Source organism: Xenorhabdus beddingii (assembly GCF_002127545.1).
GTDB lineage: Bacteria > Pseudomonadota > Gammaproteobacteria > Enterobacterales > Enterobacteriaceae > Xenorhabdus > Xenorhabdus beddingii.
In genome coordinates this window covers 1-17423 of the sequence record NZ_MUBK01000031.1, presented here as the reverse complement: position 1 = coordinate 17423, position 17423 = coordinate 1, and the positions used below count along the sequence as shown (strand labels likewise).

Below are 17423 nucleotides of genomic sequence, written 5' to 3'. Positions count from 1 at the left end.
TTGAACAGAACATTAACATATATAGACTGGCTTACTGACCTAAGCGGAAATTTCCGCCTAGCTCTAAGGCAGAACACAGCCTTAGCCCCCGCCGCTTGTTTCGGGCAAGGGGTAATAATAGCCCAGACAAATCCGCCTCTTATAAATGTGTACAGTAAATTGAATAGTAATGAATACTACTATTCATTGAATTTTTCCTTTTAAATTATATATATATATTATTTATGAACAGTATGAACAGTTATATATATAATAGTTTTTTGTTTTTGAAATATCTTTATTAAGAAAAGGGGATTCTCCCCCAATCTAACCCCTGCCCGAAGACTGGGCGAAGTCGTAAGGTGACACAAACCCAGTGCGAGTAGCATCAAGATAGTCAGCCCACCACTGCACCATTAAACGCCGTTCGTCCAAATAATGAGACGTGTGTAAATAAGCTGCTTTAACCTTCTTCCGTTCGGTATGGCTTAACTGGCGCTCTATGACATCATCCGACCATAAGCCAGATTCCCCCATTGCACCGCGCGCCATCGTTCTAAAACCGTGGTGACATACTTCCTTTGTAGTGTCATATCCCATATTACGAAGCGCTTTATTGACTGTATTTTCACTCATGACCTTACTGGGGTCTCTGTCTCCGGGGAAAAGGCGCTCATTGTCACCACTGAACTCTTTCAGTTCCTCCAGCAAAGCAATAACCTGACGACTAAGCGGTACGATATGAGGCGTTTTCATCTTCATGCCCCGATGAGAGAATTTCACGCCGTCGATACTCTCCCTTTGACCGGGTATCTCCCATATTGCCCGTTCTAAATCAAATTCTTCCCAACGAGCAAAACGTAATTCACTGGCACGGACATAGGTCAATAAGCCCAATTCAATAGCTATTCTGGTGATGTTGCGCCCTTTGAACGATTTAATACGTTCCAGAAACTCAGGGAATTGAGCGGGCAATAAGGCGGGGTGATGTGTAACTTTTGTGGTAGAGAGTGCGCCAAACATATCGGCGGCGGGGTTACTATCGATGATATCACTCTGTACGGCATAACGCATGATCGCGGTAATTCGCTGCTGTAGACGCTTCGCTACATCGTTCTTACCTGCGTCATCGACTGCCTTAACAGGAGCCAGTAACTGGCTGGTCTTTAACTTGCGAATGTCGAGCTTTCCTATATGTGGGAAAATGTACATATCGAGGTTACGTAATACTCTTGCCCGATGATCCGCACTCCAGTTCTTTTGTTTGTCGTGCCACTCACGCGCAATATGTTCAAAAGTAAATGCCCCCACAGCTTCTAAATGTGCCCCCTTTTGAATATCTTTAGGGTCTATTCCGTCCGCCAATGCTTTCTTTGCTTCTTCACGTTTGGCACGAGCTTCTGCAAGGGTTACTCTCGGCCACACACCAAAGGCCAGGCGATCTTCTTTTCTGTCTCTGGGGCGTCGATACTTTAACCGCCAATACTTACCACCGCTTGGGGTAATTTCCAAATACAGGCCGCCACCATCAGCAAGTCTATATTTCTTGTCTTTTGGCTTTGCAGTCTCTACCTGTCTAGCATTGAGCTTCATTTGGGGGCACCTCAATTAACCTAACCGGATGTTCCCCCAATTGTGCCCCCATATATCATAGATTGCAATGGACACCACGAGACATCGCGAGAAGTGCGATTATTGATTTTATTAGGTTTTTTGGATTTTATAGACATTAAAAGACATCTACGGATGCGTAGATGGTGCCGAAGGCCGGACTCGAACCGGCACACCCGAAGGCGGTTGATTTTGAATCAACTGCGTCTACCGATTTCGCCACTTCGGCACTGAAGTATTCGGAGAACGGGGGTCATTATACCTGTCAGAAGACCATTCGCAACACTTATCCTTTCAATCCTGTTCAAGTGCCGAAAAAAGAATCATTTATCCCTCGTTTTTGCCACTCAAGTTCAGGATTTAACCTTATTTATCATCACATAACACCCATCCTTCTCGCACAATTCTTTACTGCCGATAGACAACCTATAAACTCCTTATATAATTCAAAACAATACACTGCTATGAGGTAAATTATCATGACTATTATCAGTTGGATTTTTGTAGGTATCCTGTTGGGTATCGTTATTGGTGCCATTATTGCGATATTTAAGAAAAATAAATAACGGCTTTATTCCCCCACTTGAATGCTTCCTGATTGGTTAATCCAAAAATGAAAAAACAGCTATATAAACTGTGTGCGGTGTCCGCCCTGACATGGGCGATTTCAGCTTGTGCGGATTCTGGTCATTCACACCAGAGCAAATTTCAGCAATCCAATGTGCAACCTGCAAAGTGGGAGGTTTTTGAAGGTAATGACAATCTCAAGAAAATGGCTACCGCTCTGGTCGATCAGTACTCACAAACCATCTTTGATGAAGGTCATCCTTTAGGGATGGCGATGGTGGTGATCGATAATAATCAGGTCGTACATCGCAGTTTTGGCGAGACTTCTCCAGGGAGCGGCGTTCGACCACAGCAGGATTCTCTGGTTCGGATTGCTTCGATTACCAAATTGATGACCAGCGAGGTTATGGTCAAATTGGCTCAGAAAAAACGTATCAGGATTACCGATCCGTTACAGAAATACACTTATTACGGTGTTCGTGTACCCGATTATGACGCCGGTCAGCCAATCCGCCTGTATCATCTGGCGAGTCATACCAGCGGGTTGCCACGGGAACAACCGGGGGGAAAATGGGGACGTCCCGTGTTTATTTGGCCGACTCAATCGAACCGCTGGACGTGGCTGAAAACCGCAGGAATACCGACCGCGCCCGGCACCACAGCTTCGTATTCCAATCTGGCCTATGATTTACTGGCAGATGCCCTTTCTAAAGCAACAGGGGCGCCATATTCCCGCCTGCTGCAAGAGGAAATTACCCGGCCTTATCGCATGAAGGATACGACGTTGACGCCCACAAAATCCCAATGTGCCCGTTTACTGGCAGGGATTAAGCCCAGCCCTTGTGTCAATACCATTGCTGCGGCAGGCAGTGGCGGGATTTATTCCACTCCCGCAGATATGCAGCGCTGGATGCAGCAATTTTTATCTTCCCACAATCAGTTAAGGAAGCAGACCGCCAGCCGTGAACAGGGTATCTATTTTAAGCGCGCCGATTTGACGTCAATCAAGGGAATGGATGTTGCAGGTCTGGCTGACGGTATCGGTCTTGGCTGGGTCTATATGGATGCCAAAGGCGATGTGCCTGGTATTTACCAGAAAACCGGCGGTGGTGGTGGATTCAATACCTATATGGCGATGATCCCGGAACAAAATATCGGCGTTTTTGTGGTAATGACGCGCAAGGAACAAAGTAAGTTCAGCAGTGTAACCAATGGGGTGAATGAGTTAGTCGCAGCGTTGGCACGCAATCATAATCAAATTTAGCGCAGTATATTTTTAAGGATGAAAATAACAGACTGGGCTTTGCGGGTGTAAAACTCAGTCTGATTGCAATATAGCATGACCGGCATCATCATATCAGTCGTATCGTTATTGCTCTTTTTTTGAAATTCTGTCAAGAAAGTCATTAATATTTCTGCTGGATAGACCATTACAAAAGAATATGCGTGAAGCGAGAATATCCATGATATGAACTGGGTTACATGTTTCAAAGGTGCTTTCAAGCTCCTCTACCGAGTTCCAGAAAGCAGTCTTTATTCCTTCATTGTGTGGGCTTGCCGACCTAAACAGACTCTTATGGATAAAATTTATATCATAATCAGAAGCCAATACTCTTTTCATCCCACTATTCCTATCATTAGTGATAGAGTCACGCCAATCAAATTGTGAAAAGTCTTCGAAAGATCGGGTTGGTTCATTATAATTAGTGGCTCCCACATTAACTACTCCCTGATAAGCCTCAACAATCACTTGATCAGAATTCGCGAGTAATCGAGAAAATCTGGCAGCAAAAGAATCCCCATACCAACCCCTGTCTGCCGAATGGCAAAATAACAAACGAACATGGCGATATTGAGACAGGTTATCTTTAAAGTATCTATTTAAAATAGCTATCAATTTTTCTGGATCGATGAATTTGGATTCTAAATCTAAAGTCGCCAGTTTCCCTACTGTGCCATGACCCGATATATTCAAACGCCTCTCTCTGGTGTTGTCATTGCGCACATCTTCAAAAATATGAAACCCTTCTGAAAAAAATTTAAGATATTTCATAACAAAATCCCTCATAACCAGATCACAATCAACAAGTTCAAAATGGCCGGAAAAAAAGTCGTTATATGTATGTAAAATAATTAGTAACAGAAGTAAACTAAATGTCACCCAAAGTCACCACTACAGACATAAAAAGAGAGAAATAAAAAATGAAAAAAAATCGCCCCCACTGTTGAAAGTGAGAGCGATAGATGAATTTGTTTATATATCAGTTGGTTATGATTATTTCTTGTTCAAAAGTAAGTAAACACTCACTCCGAAGAACAACAAGCTGGGCAGCAACGCCCCCAATATGGGTGGCATACTATAAACCAAACTCAGTGGGCCGAATATTTCATTCAGGACATAGAAAATAAAGCCCATGCTGATACCCACAACGATCCTGAATCCCATCGGCACACTGCGCAGCGGTCCGAAAATAAAGGAGAGCGCCATCAGCATCATCACCGCAACCGATAATGGTGCAAATATCTTCTTCCACATATTGAGCTGGTAACGTCCGGCATCCTGCTGACCCTGCTCCAGATAGGTGATGTATTGATGCAGTCCGCGAATGGAGAGCGCATCAGGATCAAGGGAAACCACCCCCAGCTTTTCTGGTGTCAGCCGACTTTTCCAGTCCGCAGAAAGACGTTGTGACCCCGTAATTTGCCCATTTTGCGTTAAATCAGACTCTTCAACCTGAGATAATTTCCATTGATAGTTATCCTTATCATACACCGCCGAAGCTGCGTATTTGATGGATAACAGCTTTTGGTTGTCATCGACGTGATAGATGCTGATACCATTCAGGGAGTTATCCTTGTCCACACTTTGAATATAGACAAAGTCATGGCCATCTTTTGCCCACAAACCTTTGGTCGTGGACATCAAGGAGCCGCCATACATTTTTTGGGAACGGTAATTACGGGCGAGCTGCTCTCCTTGTGGGGCAACCCATTCGCCAATCACCATCGTCAGCAAGACCAGCGGGATCGCTGTTTTCATGACAGAACCGGCCACTTGCAGGCGGGTAAAGCCGGAAGCCTGCATCACCACCAGCTCACTGCGCGTCGCCAGCGCTCCCAGACCCAATAACGCCCCAAGCAGGGCGGCCATTGGGAAAAAAATCTGGATATCTTTCGGAATACTCAGCAAGGTATAAACACCCGCAGAGAAAGCAGAATATTCCCCCTGCCCGACTTTGCGTAGCTGATCGACAAACTTGATGATGCCCGAAAGCGATACCAGCATGAACAACGTCATCAGGATGGTGTGCAAAATTGTCCGGCCAATGTACCTATCCAATACCCCAAACATCATGACGCTCCTTGATTCTTAAAGCGTGAACGCAGTTTGCGCATCGGTACGGTATCCCACAGATTAAGCGCCAGGGCCAAGGCAAAATACGCGCTGTTAACCAGCCACATCCAGAACAGAGGGTCAAGTTTACCCTTGCCGCCGTTGGAACGCAGGGAACTTTGCAGCAGGAAGAAAATCAGATAAAGCAACATGGCGGGCAGCATACTGAGTATCCGCCCCTGACGCGGGTTCACGGCACTCAACGGAACCACCATCAATGCCATGATCAGTCCCGAAACAATCAACGTCAAACGCCAGTGGAACTCCGACCGGGAATCATCGTCAGTATCATGCCAAAGTTGCTCAATCGATTTTTGTTCGACTTTACTGTCATCGATATCGGCACTCTGGTGCCCAATTACCGCCTGATAGTCGGTGAATTCGGTGATGCGGAAGTCACGCAACAGCGCCGTGCCTTCATAACGTGTCCCCTGGTGGAGTACCGCAACCTGATTACCATTCGGACGCTCTTCCATATGACCGCCATCCGCAATCACGACGGAAGGGCGTTGCTCATTCGCCGGACGGAGCTGGGCAAGAAACACATTCTCAAACGTCTTGCCCTTCACGTTGCCGATATAAAGCACCATGTTGCCATCGCGGGAAAGTTTGAACTGCCCTTCCATGATCGCCGCCAGACTGGGGTTGGCTTTTGCATCCGCCAATACTTGTGCTTGATATTTAGAAGACCACGGTGTGACCCAGATAACATTGGCAGCCGCCAACATTGACGTCAGCAAGGCCAGAATAAGGGCGGATTTCACCAACACACCTTTGCCCAACCCGCAGGCATGCATGACAGTGATTTCACTTTCGGTATAGAGTTTACTGAACGTCATTAATATCCCGAGAAATAAACTCAGGGGTAAAATAAGTTGCGCCATCTCTGGCACACCTAAACCTAACAACGATAGAACCAAATTTGCGGGAATATTTCCGTCTACCGCCGTACCCAATACCTCAACTAATTTCTGACAGAAAAAGATCAGCAATAAGATGAAAAGTATTGCGATTTGGCTTTTCAGGGTTTCCCGTACTAGATATCTAATGATGATCACGCTTATTACGCCTGTGAAAACTTGTCTTTTTGCAGGAAAGTCGCTAACTTCGTCGTATATCTACCATTTATATGAATCAGTTTGGCTTCCCCATCGCTAAAATGATACCAAAGCATCCCATATATTGGTTCCCAATTAGAACATACTTATCGTTAGCTAAGTACCAAAAAATAATGTGTTTAGCTTAACATAACCGTTAATTTTCTTTGGGATGAATTAATGCGGGACGTGATATTTTAACGATTGTATCCACCTTTGTCTTCAAGATTCAGGAGAACGCATGGAGTTTAGTGTAAAGAGCGGTAGCCCGGAAAAACAGCGTAGTGCCTGTATTATTGTCGGCGTGTTTGAACCTCGCCGTCTATCCCCTATCGCAGAGCAACTTGACAAAATAAGTAACGGCTACATCAGTGCCTTATTGCGCCGTGGTGAACTTGAAGGCAAGGTAGGCCAAACCTTGTTGCTGCATCATGTTCCTAATGTGCTGTCTGAACGTATTTTGCTGGTGGGTTGTGGCAAAGAGCGTGAACTGGATGAGCGCCAATATAAGCAAATTATCCAGAAAACGATCAGTACCCTCAACGAAACCGGTTCAATGGAAGCAGTTTGTTTCTTGACTGAACTGCATGTGAAAGGACGCAACAACTACTGGAAAGTACGTCAGGCGGTCGAAACAGCAAAAGAATCACTGTATGTTTTTGATCAACTAAAGAGCAGTAAAAACGAACTTCGTCGCCCACTGCGCAAAATGGTATTCAATGTGCCGACCCGCCGCGAATTAACCAGCGGTGAACGTGCTATTCAGCACGGTCTTGCCATTGCATCAGGCATCAAGGCAACGAAAGATTTGGCCAATATGCCACCCAACATCTGCAATGCCGCGTATCTGGCATCACAGGCACGTCAGCTCGCCGATAACGCTGCCAATCTGACGACCAAAGTCATTGGCGAAGAGCAGATGAAAGAACTGGGCATGAATTCCTATCTGGCCGTCGGTCAAGGTTCGCAGAATGAATCTTTGATGGCGATTATGGAGTATAAAGGCAGCAAAGACGCCAATGCGAAGCCAATCGTCTTGGTGGGCAAGGGGCTGACTTTCGACTCCGGCGGTATCTCGATCAAACCGTCCGAAGGGATGGATGAGATGAAATATGATATGTGCGGTGCCGCTTCAGTTTATGGCGCGATGCGTGTTGTCGCCGAACTGCAATTGCCCATCAATGTCATCGGTGTTCTGGCTGGCTGTGAAAATATGCCGGGCGGACGCGCTTATCGCCCGGGGGACATTTTGACCACCATGTCCGGCCAGACCGTTGAAGTGACGAACACGGATGCGGAAGGCCGTCTGGTACTGTGTGATGCCCTGACTTATGTTGAGCGTTTTGAGCCGGAATTGGTCATTGATGTGGCAACCCTGACAGGTGCTTGTGTCGTTGCGCTGGGCGGTCATTACACTGGCCTGATGTCCAACCATAATCCATTGGCGCATGAACTGCTGAATGCTTCAGAGCAGGCAGGAGATCGTGCATGGCGCCTGCCGTTGGGTGACGAATATACCGAGCAGTTGGAATCCAATTTTGCGGATATGGTAAACTCGTGCGGACGTGCAGGCGGGGCGATTACCGCAGGTGCTTTCCTGGCCCGCTTTGCCACCAAATACAACTGGGCACACCTGGATGTTGCCGGTACAGCCTGGCGTTCAGGTAAAGCGAAAGGAGCAACAGGTCGTCCGGTTGCACTCCTGTCACAATTCCTGTTAAATCGTTCGGGTTTAAATGCTGATGATTAATCTCCCGGCCGCACATTTTATCTACGCATATTTTGTTTGATAACGGTTTTTGGCTGATAACGGTTTTTGCCTGATAAACGTGTGACCAAAGGCATTAAGGGAATATCTGGGATTAAGGGTATTGCAGATGCATACCCTTTTCCGTCACTGCTTCCGTAATCTTGTAACCCAGAGACTATGAAAAACGCCACCTTTTATTTATTGGAAAAGCGACCACCGGAAAAGCTGGCTCCGGAACAATCATCGTCTGCGGACAATTTACAACCCCATGAATGGCTGGCATGTCAGCTTGCCGCTGACCAGTGGCGTGCAGGGAAGCGGGTTCTGATTGCTTGTGAAAGCCAGCAACAGGCCGAAAAACTGGACGAAGCGTTATGGCAACGGGAGCCAAGTCAATTTGTACCACACAATCTGGCCGGAGAAGGCCCCCGCTATGGCGCCCCGGTGGAATTGTGCTGGCCACAAAAAAGAAGCAATGCTCCCCGCGATGTACTGGTGACACTGCTTCCGCAATTCGCAGACTTTGCCACAGCTTTCCATGAAGTGATAGACTTCGTTCCTATTGATGAAAATCTGAAACAGTTAGCGCGCGAACGATATAAATCCTATCGTAGCGTCGGCTTTAATTTGACCATGGCAACCCCGCCAACCTATTAAATATCAAGATACAATGGAAAAGACACCCGCTAATCAAACGCAATCTGAGCCGTCTCTCGATAAAACGTACAACCCGACAGAGATAGAGCAACCCCTTTATAACCACTGGGAAAAAAGCGGTTATTTCAAGCCGAATGGCGATACCAGCCGTGACAGTTTCTGCATCGTCATTCCACCTCCCAACGTCACCGGCAGCCTGCACATGGGGCACGCATTCCAGCAGACGATCATGGATACCATGGTGCGTTACCAGCGCATGCAGGGTAAAAACACGCTGTGGCAGTCAGGGACCGACCACGCAGGTATTGCGACACAAATGGTTGTTGAACGCAAAATCGCGGCAGAAGAAGGCAAAACCCGCCATGATTATGGCCGTGAAGCCTTTATCGACAAGATCTGGCAATGGAAAGCGGAATCGGGTGGCAATATCTCCAACCAGATGCGCCGTCTGGGTAACTCCGTAGATTGGGAGCGTGAACGCTTCACCATGGACGAAGGTCTGTCCAAGGCAGTAAAAGAAGCCTTTGTCCGCCTGTATCAGGAAGATCTGATTTATCGTGGCAAGCGTCTGGTCAACTGGGACCCGAAACTGCGCACAGCGATTTCTGATCTGGAAGTTGAAAACCGTGAAATAAAAGGCTCCATGTGGCACCTGCGCTATCCGCTGGCTGACGGCGCAAAAACCGCAGAAGGCAAAGATTACCTGATTGTTGCCACCACTCGCCCAGAAACCATGCTGGGGGATACCGGTGTTGCGGTGAACCCCGAAGATCCCCGCTATAAGGATCTGATCGGCAAAGACATCCTTCTGCCTCTCGTGAACCGCCGCATCCCTATCGTTGGCGATGAGCACGCGGACATGGAAAAAGGCACCGGTTGCGTAAAAATCACCCCGGCCCACGATTTCAATGACTACGAAGTCGGTAAGCGCCACAGCCTGCCAATGATCAATATCCTGACCTTCGACGGTGATATCCGCGAAGCCGCAGAAGTATTCGACACTAATGGCGAAGTTTCTGCTCTTTATTCAGCCGACATTCCTGCCCAATACCGTGGCATGGAGCGTTTCGCTGCCCGTAAAGCGATTGTGGCCGAGTTCGAAAAGCAAGGTCTGCTGGTTGAAATCAAGCCTCATGACCTGACCGTCCCTTACGGCGATCGTGGTGGCGTCGTGATCGAACCCATGCTGACCGATCAATGGTACGTTCGCACCGCGCCACTGGCAAAAGTAGCGATTGAAGCGGTTGAGAACGGTGATATCCAGTTCGTCCCCAAACAGTACGAAAACATGTACTACTCCTGGATGCGTGATATTCAGGATTGGTGTATCTCCCGTCAATTGTGGTGGGGTCATCGCATTCCGGCGTGGTATGACGCACAAGGCAACGTCTATGTTGGCCGGGATGAAGAAGAAGTTCGCCGCGAAAACAAGTTGGGTGCAGAGATTACCCTGACTCAGGATGAAGACGTACTGGATACCTGGTTCTCCTCTGGCCTGTGGACATTCTCCACCCTTGGCTGGCCTGAGCAAACCGAAGCCCTGAAAACGTTCCATCCGACTAATGTGTTGGTGAGCGGCTTCGACATTATCTTCTTCTGGATTGCCCGCATGATCATGATGACCATGCACTTCATCAAAGATGAAAACGGCAAGCCACAAGTCCCCTTCAAGACTGTCTACATGACGGGCCTGATCCGCGATGACGAAGGTCAGAAAATGTCAAAATCCAAAGGGAACGTGATCGACCCATTGGATATGATTGACGGCATCTCACTGGAAAACCTGCTGGAGAAACGTACCGGCAACATGATGCAGCCACAACTGGCTGAGAAAATCCGCAAGCGTACTGAAAAACAGTTCCCGGAAGGCATTGAAGCCCACGGTACTGACGCCCTGCGTTTCACACTGGCAGCACTGGCGTCTACCGGCCGTGATATCAACTGGGACATGAAGCGCCTGCAAGGTTATCGCAACTTCTGTAACAAACTGTGGAATGCCAGCCGTTTCGTGCTGATGAACACAGAAGGGCAAGATTGCGGTCAGAACGGCGGTGAAATGTCACTGTCACTGGCAGACCGCTGGATCCTGGCCGAGTTTAACCAAACGGTTAAAGCCTATCGTGAAGCGCTGGATACTTACCGTTTCGACATGGCCGCAAACATTCTGTATGAATTCACCTGGAACCAATTTTGTGACTGGTATCTGGAACTGTCCAAGCCGGCGATCAACAAAGGTTCAGAAGCGGAAGTCCGCGCAGCTCGCCATACCCTGATTGAAGTTTTGGAAGGTTTGCTGCGTCTGGCGCATCCGATCATTCCATTCATTACCGAAACCATCTGGCAGCGCGTGAAAGTCGTCAAAGGCATTGATGCTGATACCATCATGCAGCAATCTTTCCCTAAATTCGATCAAACGAAAGTGGATGAGCTGGCCCTGAACGACTTGGAATGGATCAAGGAAGCGATCATTGCGGTACGTAACATTCGTGCCGAAATGAACATCGCGCCAAGCAAGCCGCTGGACGTTCTGCTGCGTGACGCCAATGGCGATGCACAACGCCGCGTGGCTGAAAACCTCAACTTCATCCAGGCGATGGGTCGTCTTGCTTCTGTTACCGTATTGGCGGCAGGAGAAGAAGCCCCGGTTTCGGTCACCAAACTGATCAACGGGGCGGAAATACTGATCCCAATGGCAGGTCTGATGGATAAAGACGCAGAACTGGCGCGTCTGGATAAAGAAATCGAGAAGCTGGATAAAGAGATCAACAGCATTGAAGTCAAACTGGCTAACGAAGGCTTTGTCAGCCGGGCGCCAGAAGCCGTTGTTGCGAAAGAGCGCGAACGTCTGGCAATCAACAATGCCGCAAAAGAGAAATTACTGGCGCAAAAAGACACCATCGCTGCCCTGTAATATTTCTTAACTGAAATTTATTCATGTTAAGCCACTGCAATGTCATTTGCAGTGGCTTTTTTATGCAACATCTTGTCTAACTTAACAGCCACTGTATCGACATAAAAAACACCAACGAAATCACCAGACTTTTTAATATCGAATTTGTATATTTACTGATGAAATAAGCCAACACTACCGTTACCAGCGCAAGGACATATTTAACATCAAATTGCTCAATTAATTCACTTAAAGAGAGATTGCCCAGTGAAATATTGACGATAATCGTGCCAAGAATAAAGCAAATGGCATAATCCAGAGAAGTAATCAGCAGATTTTTTCCATTGAATAGCTTATTATTTCTCATTAGGAAAGGCGCTGCTCTTAATATGAAACTGACGACTCCCATTAATACGATCAGCAGCATCATAATGTTCTCTCCTTTCTGATTTTTTGCTCAATGAATGCGATCACCATCCCACACAAAACAGGGAGCGCCAGATCCATTAATTTCATCGCCATTTCATTCAATAATGGGGCGCATAGTCCGCCCATAACCGTCGCCAATACAGACATATCTTTGCCCGAACGCTTGGCGGTCAGGGACGCAAAATGAATGGGAACCAACATCGCCAAGAACAGCGAAAGAGATTCATAGTTCAGGTACTCTGCCGAAACATACCCCAACAACGTGGCACAAAAGGTGATCACAAAACAAGGTACGGCAACCCCCAGATAAAAATGAAATTGGGATTTACCCTCTGTAATATTTTCCGCAGAGAGATGTGAATGTGTCACGGTATAAGTGCTGGCACTAAATCCCAACATCGACAACAGAATATTTCGCTTTGGTATACCCTGAAAATATTGCGACATCACCATTGCCATCAGGAAAAAGCGGAAGTTGATCAACAATGCCAAAATGATAACGGAAAGTATCGCACCATCAGCCAGATAACCTACCGCAGCCACCTGCAATGGAGCAGCATATATCAACAATGACCCGATCAACGTCTCCATTAATGGAACACCGTGGCTTTGATAAAGTGCCCCAATCGAAGTAAAAATAAGGAAAAAAGAGATACAAACAGGCAAAGAGTGAACCATGCCTTTCCTGAATAATGGATTCAACACTTGGCACCTATATTTAGAGTTGTATTTAACATCGTGAGGTCATCGATATATTTCATGATAAAAGAACAGCCATATTTTTTGGCTATATTACCCTACATCATGGCAATCACTTTAATAAAATTTTGTGACAAAATCCCATTTAATTAAATCCTCCAATAAATAATAACTCTTATTTATCATTGCCATTAATTTCGAAAAATCATAGGTCACTTCCCAATATGATATAACTATATTTTATATATGAAGCATTTGATATTCCAATTATAGTGAAAATAATTTGCAGAATAATCATTTCCTCTCGGAGAAATAGAATGAAAATCGTACTGAATATTTTATTGGCGGGTATCATCCAACTGGGTTTTACGCAACTGACCTATGCGCAATCCACTCTTGATAACATTCAATCCACAGGCATATTCAGGATTGGAACAGAAGGGGCTTATGCTCCATTCAGTTACCATGACGCTTCTGGAAAACTGACTGGATTTGATGTGGAAATCGGCCGTGAAATCGCATTACACATGAAAGTGAAACCAGAATTTGTTGAAGGAAAATGGGATGGCTTGATTGGCGGTCTTGATGCCGGACGTTCCGATGCGGTGATGAATCAAATCGCCATTACACCAGAGCGCGAGAAAAAATACAGTTTCTCCCTGCCCTATGTTATTTCGAAAGCGGTACTGATTACCCGCAAAGACAATAACGATATTAAGAGCTTTAGTGACTTAAAAGGAAAAAGATCGGCGCATACCCTGACCAATAATTTTGCCCAGATCGCCCGGCATTATGACGCAAACATCATCGGCACCAATGGGTTTAATCAGGAAATAGAACTGGTAAGCTCAGGCCGTGCAGATGCGACAATCAATGATAAACTTTCTTATCTTGATTACAAAAAACATCGCCCGGATGCACCGGTAAAAATTGTCGCCGCTGATACTCAGGCAGCAAAAACCGCCGTACTGCTTCGCAAAAATGAGACTGAATTAAAAGCCGCAGTCGATAAAGCCATTACGGAGATAAAAGCCGATGGGACTTATCAACGCATTTGGGATAAATATTTTGCTGAAGGTGTTGCTGAGTGATGAGTGAAAACGCCGGCTTGATAGAAAAAAAACAGGGGCCATCAGCACCTGTTTTTATTTTCACTCACGATCAGTCAATATTACCAACCAATCGCAACACCGGCTCCGAGTACCGCACCTTCCGAATTATTCCAACTTGTGGAAGCCCTAACATTCACCTTTTCAGTCAGTTTAGCCTGAGCACCAAGGGCAATGGCACTGCCATCACGATATTGCCCCAAGCCAACACCGACACTAAAGCGATTTATATTACTGAAAGGAATATTGGTCATCGCCGCAACACTGGCAATACCGGCATTGGCACGTTTCTCTACCCGATTAATTTTGCTATCTAATTGGCGGACGCTCCGGCGCATTTCTGATTCTAATGCGTTAAAGCGTTTTTCCGAGTGAACGTGGTAATTTTCAGTTTTTTTGTCTACGTTTTGAGCGTATCTATACAGCTCATCAGCTTTGTTCTCAATTTTCTTATCTAACTGTTTGGTTTTTTCTTTTACTTCCTTGACGGCTTTTTCACTTGCTTGTACAGCCGCCAAATTCATTTTTTTATCCATTTTCGTTGCGGTTTTCTCAGCCCTACCTGCTGCATTTTCAGCGATACTTGCATGTTTTTCTGCTTCTTCAGCTAAACCTGCTGCCAATGTTACCGACTTAGCGGCCTCGTCCTTTGAATCCCTGGCATCAGTTGCTGACTGGTCCGCTATTTTCGCGGAACCCGCTGCTTCCGTGGCCGACTGAGCGGCCGCCTCCTTTGAACCATTGGCATTGATTTCAGACTGGTTCGCCGCTGTCGCTGAACTCTCTGCTGCTATTGCCAACTTAGCGGCCTCGTCCTTTGAATCCTTGGCATAAGTTGCTGACTGGTTTGCGGCGGTCGCTGAACCCGCTGCTTTCGAGGCCGACTGAGCAGCCTCGTCCTTCACTGAAGTATTCAGTTTTTCTTCAAGCTTCAATAATTGGCCATAAGTCGCTGCATCTTGCTCTTGTGTACCATCAGCAATATTGGTTAGCTGTTTGTTATAAGTAGAATTATTCTTATCACCAAATGAGATACTATTTTCTCTGTCAGTTTTAGAATCTGCTCCGATTGCAACGGCATTAACATGGGAAGAAACAGCAAACCAACCCAAGGCTATACCATTTGTCTTATGAACAATCGCATCCTTTCCTATTGCAATAGAAGATTCTGAGTTGGTTTTCACTCTCGCATTATGACCCACAGCCAGAGAGTAATTACTATTGTCTTCAATAAACGCGCGGCCCAATGCAGCAGAAGAACGAGATTTATTGCCAATCTCAGACCATCCCATAGCAGTACTATTAGGAGAGCTACCTCTAATCACCGACTTCCCTAAGGAAATGCTCTTCCAAGAATTCTTGCCAATCGTCGAACTCCCCGTGGCAAAAGCATTCAGGGAGCCTGACCCAATCGTCGAATTTCCCGATGATGTATCAGCAATTTTTGCAGGGGTTTGAGCTGGGGCTTTAGAATAACATACTGAGACGATATTGATTAAAACCACCAGAATAGCCGGTTTAAATAAAATATTTTTCATTCTTTTACCTTTACATAAAAATTTCGATAAACTCATTTACCAAAATGGTTAATAGCCTCAGTAAAATTAGAAACTAAAGTAAATCCAACTCAACCAACTCAATAGAGGAGGACACGCGAAAGTTAGTGCTTATTTATATAAACAGAGAGGCAATAGAGCGATTACCCTGTTTATTGATTAACAGCCGAGTGACCTGTAGCAGGAGTTTTCAGGAGGCACACAAAGATTAGTTAGTTTATCGTATGTCAAAAATCAGGAGCAGAGTAAATATCACGATAAGGCAATATGCAAGATTTTTATGGATTCAGTTTTATAATTACACGTTATATCTATACCAGCACCTATTATTGAATTAAGCCAATTGCCGCTAATCCTCTGCTTTTAAGGGTATTAAGGATAAAGTTTTTAAGATTATTCCGATAACACTGTTCAGTTAACAATTAGACGTATTACCATAAATGGCCTTCATCCAAAAATTTCACAGCGAGATCGCGAATATTTTTAATCAAAAAGAAACGGGTTGATTCAGTAAAAAGTAATAAAGACAGATACCAATGGCACCTGTCTTTATTTTCACTCACTATCAGTCAATATTACCAACCAATCGCAACACCGGCTCCGAGTACCGCACCTTCCGAATTATTCCAACTTGTGGAAGCCCTAACATTCACCTTTTCAGTCAGTTTAGCCTGAGCACCAAGGGCAATGGCACTGCCATCACGATATTGCCCCAAGCCAACACCGACACTAAAGCGATTTATATTACTGAAAGGAATATTGGTCATCGCCGCAACACTGGCAATACCGGCATTGGCACGTTTCTCTACCCGATTAATTTTGCTATCTAATTGGCGGACGCTCCGGCGCATTTCTGATTCTAATGCGTTAAAGCGTTTTTCCGAGTGAACGTGGTAATTTTCAGTTTTTTTGTCTACGTTTTGAGCGTATCTATACAGCTCATCAGCTTTGTTCTCAATTTTCTTATCTAACTGTTTGGTTTTTTCTTTTACTTCCTTGACGGCTTTTTCACTTGCTTGTACAGCCGCCAAATTCATTTTTTTATCCATTTTCGTTGCGGTTTTCTCAGCCCTATCTGCTGCGTTTTCAGCCGTATTTGCATGTTTTTCTGCTTCTTCGACTGAACCTGCAGCCGTTGTTACCGACTTAGCGGCTGCATTCTCTGAATTCTTGGCATGGTTCGCCGCTGTTGCCGACTGGGTGGCTGCCTCTTCTGCGTTCCCGGCATGGGTTTCAGACCGGCTCGCCGCTGCTGCCGACTGGGTGGCCGCGTCCTCTGATTTCCCGGCATGGGTTTCAGACCGGTTCGCCGCGGCTACCGACTGGGTGGCGGCGTTTTCCGAGTTCCCAGCATGGGTTTCAGACTGGTTCGCCGCTGCTGCCGACTGGGTGGCTGCCTCTTCTGCGTTCCCGGCATGGGTTTCAGACCGGTTCGCCGCTGCTGCCGACTGGGTGGCGGCGTCCTCTGATTTCCCGGCATGGGTTTCAGACTGGTTTGCGGCGGCTGCCGACTGGGTGGCCGCGTCCTCTGATTTCCCGGCATGGGTTTCAGACTGGCTCGCCGCGGCTACCGACCGGGTGGCTGCCTCTTCTGCGTTCCCGGCATGGGTTTCAGACCGGCTCGCCGCTGCTGCCGACTGGGTGGCCGCGTCCTCTGATTTCCCGGCATGGGTTTCAGACCGGTT

Annotated in this window: 13 protein-coding genes and 1 tRNA gene; 5 read left to right on the top strand and 9 right to left on the bottom strand. The window is 46.4% G+C overall.

Features of this window, described 5'->3' with window-relative positions; all coding sequences use genetic code 11:
- Window positions 1-306 precede the first annotated feature (306 nt).
- A complete protein-coding gene (locus Xbed_RS15730) occupies window positions 307-1572 on the bottom strand; it encodes a tyrosine-type recombinase/integrase (RefSeq protein WP_086113842.1) in 1266 nt (421 codons plus the stop codon).
- A gap of 162 nt (window positions 1573-1734) precedes the next feature.
- Window positions 1735-1819, bottom strand: a tRNA-Leu gene (locus Xbed_RS15725).
- A 384-nt stretch (window positions 1820-2203) separates the two neighbouring features.
- Here Xbed_RS15725 and ampH point away from each other — a divergent pair.
- Window positions 2204-3421, top strand: a complete 1218-nt coding sequence (ampH, locus tag Xbed_RS15720; protein WP_086113841.1) for a D-alanyl-D-alanine-carboxypeptidase/endopeptidase AmpH — start codon at window positions 2204-2206, stop codon at window positions 3419-3421.
- A gap of 105 nt (window positions 3422-3526) precedes the next feature.
- Here the strand turns inward: ampH and Xbed_RS15715 are convergent, their stop codons facing one another.
- The 3 genes from Xbed_RS15715 to lptF all read right to left on the bottom strand — a co-directional run bounded on the left by Xbed_RS15715 (window position 3527) and on the right by lptF (window position 6609).
- A complete protein-coding gene (locus Xbed_RS15715; RefSeq protein ID WP_139837507.1) occupies window positions 3527-4210 on the bottom strand; it encodes a hypothetical protein in 684 nt (227 codons plus the stop codon).
- A gap of 222 nt (window positions 4211-4432) precedes the next feature.
- On the bottom strand, window positions 4433-5509 hold the full coding sequence (lptG, locus tag Xbed_RS15710) for an LPS export ABC transporter permease LptG (RefSeq protein ID WP_086113839.1): 1077 nt from the start codon (window positions 5507-5509) through the stop codon (window positions 4433-4435).
- Entirely contained in the window at window positions 5509-6609 is a 1101-nt protein-coding gene (lptF, locus tag Xbed_RS15705) for an LPS export ABC transporter permease LptF (protein ID WP_086113838.1), read from the bottom strand. Before lptF ends, lptG begins: the two co-directional genes overlap by 1 nt.
- Window positions 6610-6889: 280 nt before the next feature.
- Between lptF and pepA the strand changes: the two genes are divergently transcribed.
- The 3 genes from pepA to Xbed_RS15690 all read left to right on the top strand — a co-directional run bounded on the left by pepA (window position 6890) and on the right by Xbed_RS15690 (window position 11966).
- Complete coding sequence (pepA, locus tag Xbed_RS15700) at window positions 6890-8398, top strand: leucyl aminopeptidase (protein ID WP_086113837.1); 1509 nt, start codon at window positions 6890-6892, stop codon at window positions 8396-8398.
- Window positions 8399-8575: 177 nt separating this feature from the next.
- Window positions 8576-9055 (top strand): DNA polymerase III subunit chi, encoded by a 480-nt coding sequence (locus Xbed_RS15695; RefSeq protein ID WP_086113836.1) that lies wholly within the window; start codon window positions 8576-8578, stop codon window positions 9053-9055.
- Between the two features lie 13 nt (window positions 9056-9068).
- Entirely contained in the window at window positions 9069-11966 is a 2898-nt protein-coding gene (locus Xbed_RS15690; RefSeq protein WP_086113835.1) for a valine--tRNA ligase, read from the top strand.
- A gap of 76 nt (window positions 11967-12042) precedes the next feature.
- Here Xbed_RS15690 and Xbed_RS15685 read toward each other — a convergent pair whose 3' ends face one another.
- Both Xbed_RS15685 and Xbed_RS15680 read right to left on the bottom strand, forming a co-directional pair.
- Window positions 12043-12375, bottom strand: a complete 333-nt coding sequence (locus Xbed_RS15685; RefSeq protein WP_086113834.1) for an AzlD domain-containing protein — start codon at window positions 12373-12375, stop codon at window positions 12043-12045.
- A complete protein-coding gene (locus Xbed_RS15680; protein WP_139837506.1) occupies window positions 12372-13079 on the bottom strand; it encodes an AzlC family ABC transporter permease in 708 nt (235 codons plus the stop codon). Before Xbed_RS15680 ends, Xbed_RS15685 begins: the two co-directional genes overlap by 4 nt.
- 311 nt (window positions 13080-13390) lie before the next feature.
- Here Xbed_RS15680 and Xbed_RS15675 point away from each other — a divergent pair, with 311 nt between their 5' ends.
- Window positions 13391-14164 (top strand): amino acid ABC transporter substrate-binding protein, encoded by a 774-nt coding sequence (locus Xbed_RS15675; protein ID WP_086113832.1) that lies wholly within the window; start codon window positions 13391-13393, stop codon window positions 14162-14164.
- An 80-nt stretch (window positions 14165-14244) separates the two neighbouring features.
- Here the strand turns inward: Xbed_RS15675 and Xbed_RS20265 are convergent, their stop codons facing one another.
- Window positions 14245-15720, bottom strand: coding sequence for a YadA-like family protein (locus Xbed_RS20265; protein WP_244182521.1), 1476 nt, complete (start codon window positions 15718-15720; stop codon window positions 14245-14247).
- A gap of 593 nt (window positions 15721-16313) precedes the next feature.
- A partial coding sequence (locus Xbed_RS20260) for a YadA-like family protein (protein ID WP_244182520.1) occupies window positions 16314-17423 on the bottom strand: 1110 nt, incomplete at its 5' end.

Bases quoted from the DNA above. Each gene is read 5' to 3' on its own strand.
- Xbed_RS15730 (WP_086113842.1), bottom strand. From the start codon at position 1,572: ATGAAGCTCAATGCTAGACAGGTAGAGACTGCAAAGCCAAAAGACAAG.
- ampH (WP_086113841.1), top strand. From the start codon at position 2,204: ATGAAAAAACAGCTATATAAACTGTGTGCGGTGTCCGCCCTGACATGG.
- Xbed_RS15715 (WP_139837507.1), bottom strand. From the start codon at position 4,210: ATGAAATATCTTAAATTTTTTTCAGAAGGGTTTCATATTTTTGAAGAT.
- lptG (WP_086113839.1), bottom strand. From the start codon at position 5,509: ATGTTTGGGGTATTGGATAGGTACATTGGCCGGACAATTTTGCACACC.
- pepA (WP_086113837.1), top strand. From the start codon at position 6,890: ATGGAGTTTAGTGTAAAGAGCGGTAGCCCGGAAAAACAGCGTAGTGCC.
- Xbed_RS15695 (WP_086113836.1), top strand. From the start codon at position 8,576: ATGAAAAACGCCACCTTTTATTTATTGGAAAAGCGACCACCGGAAAAG.
- Xbed_RS15690 (WP_086113835.1), top strand. From the start codon at position 9,069: ATGGAAAAGACACCCGCTAATCAAACGCAATCTGAGCCGTCTCTCGAT.
- Xbed_RS15685 (WP_086113834.1), bottom strand. From the start codon at position 12,375: ATGATGCTGCTGATCGTATTAATGGGAGTCGTCAGTTTCATATTAAGA.
- Xbed_RS15675 (WP_086113832.1), top strand. From the start codon at position 13,391: ATGAAAATCGTACTGAATATTTTATTGGCGGGTATCATCCAACTGGGT.
- Xbed_RS20265 (WP_244182521.1), bottom strand. From the start codon at position 15,720: ATGAAAAATATTTTATTTAAACCGGCTATTCTGGTGGTTTTAATCAAT.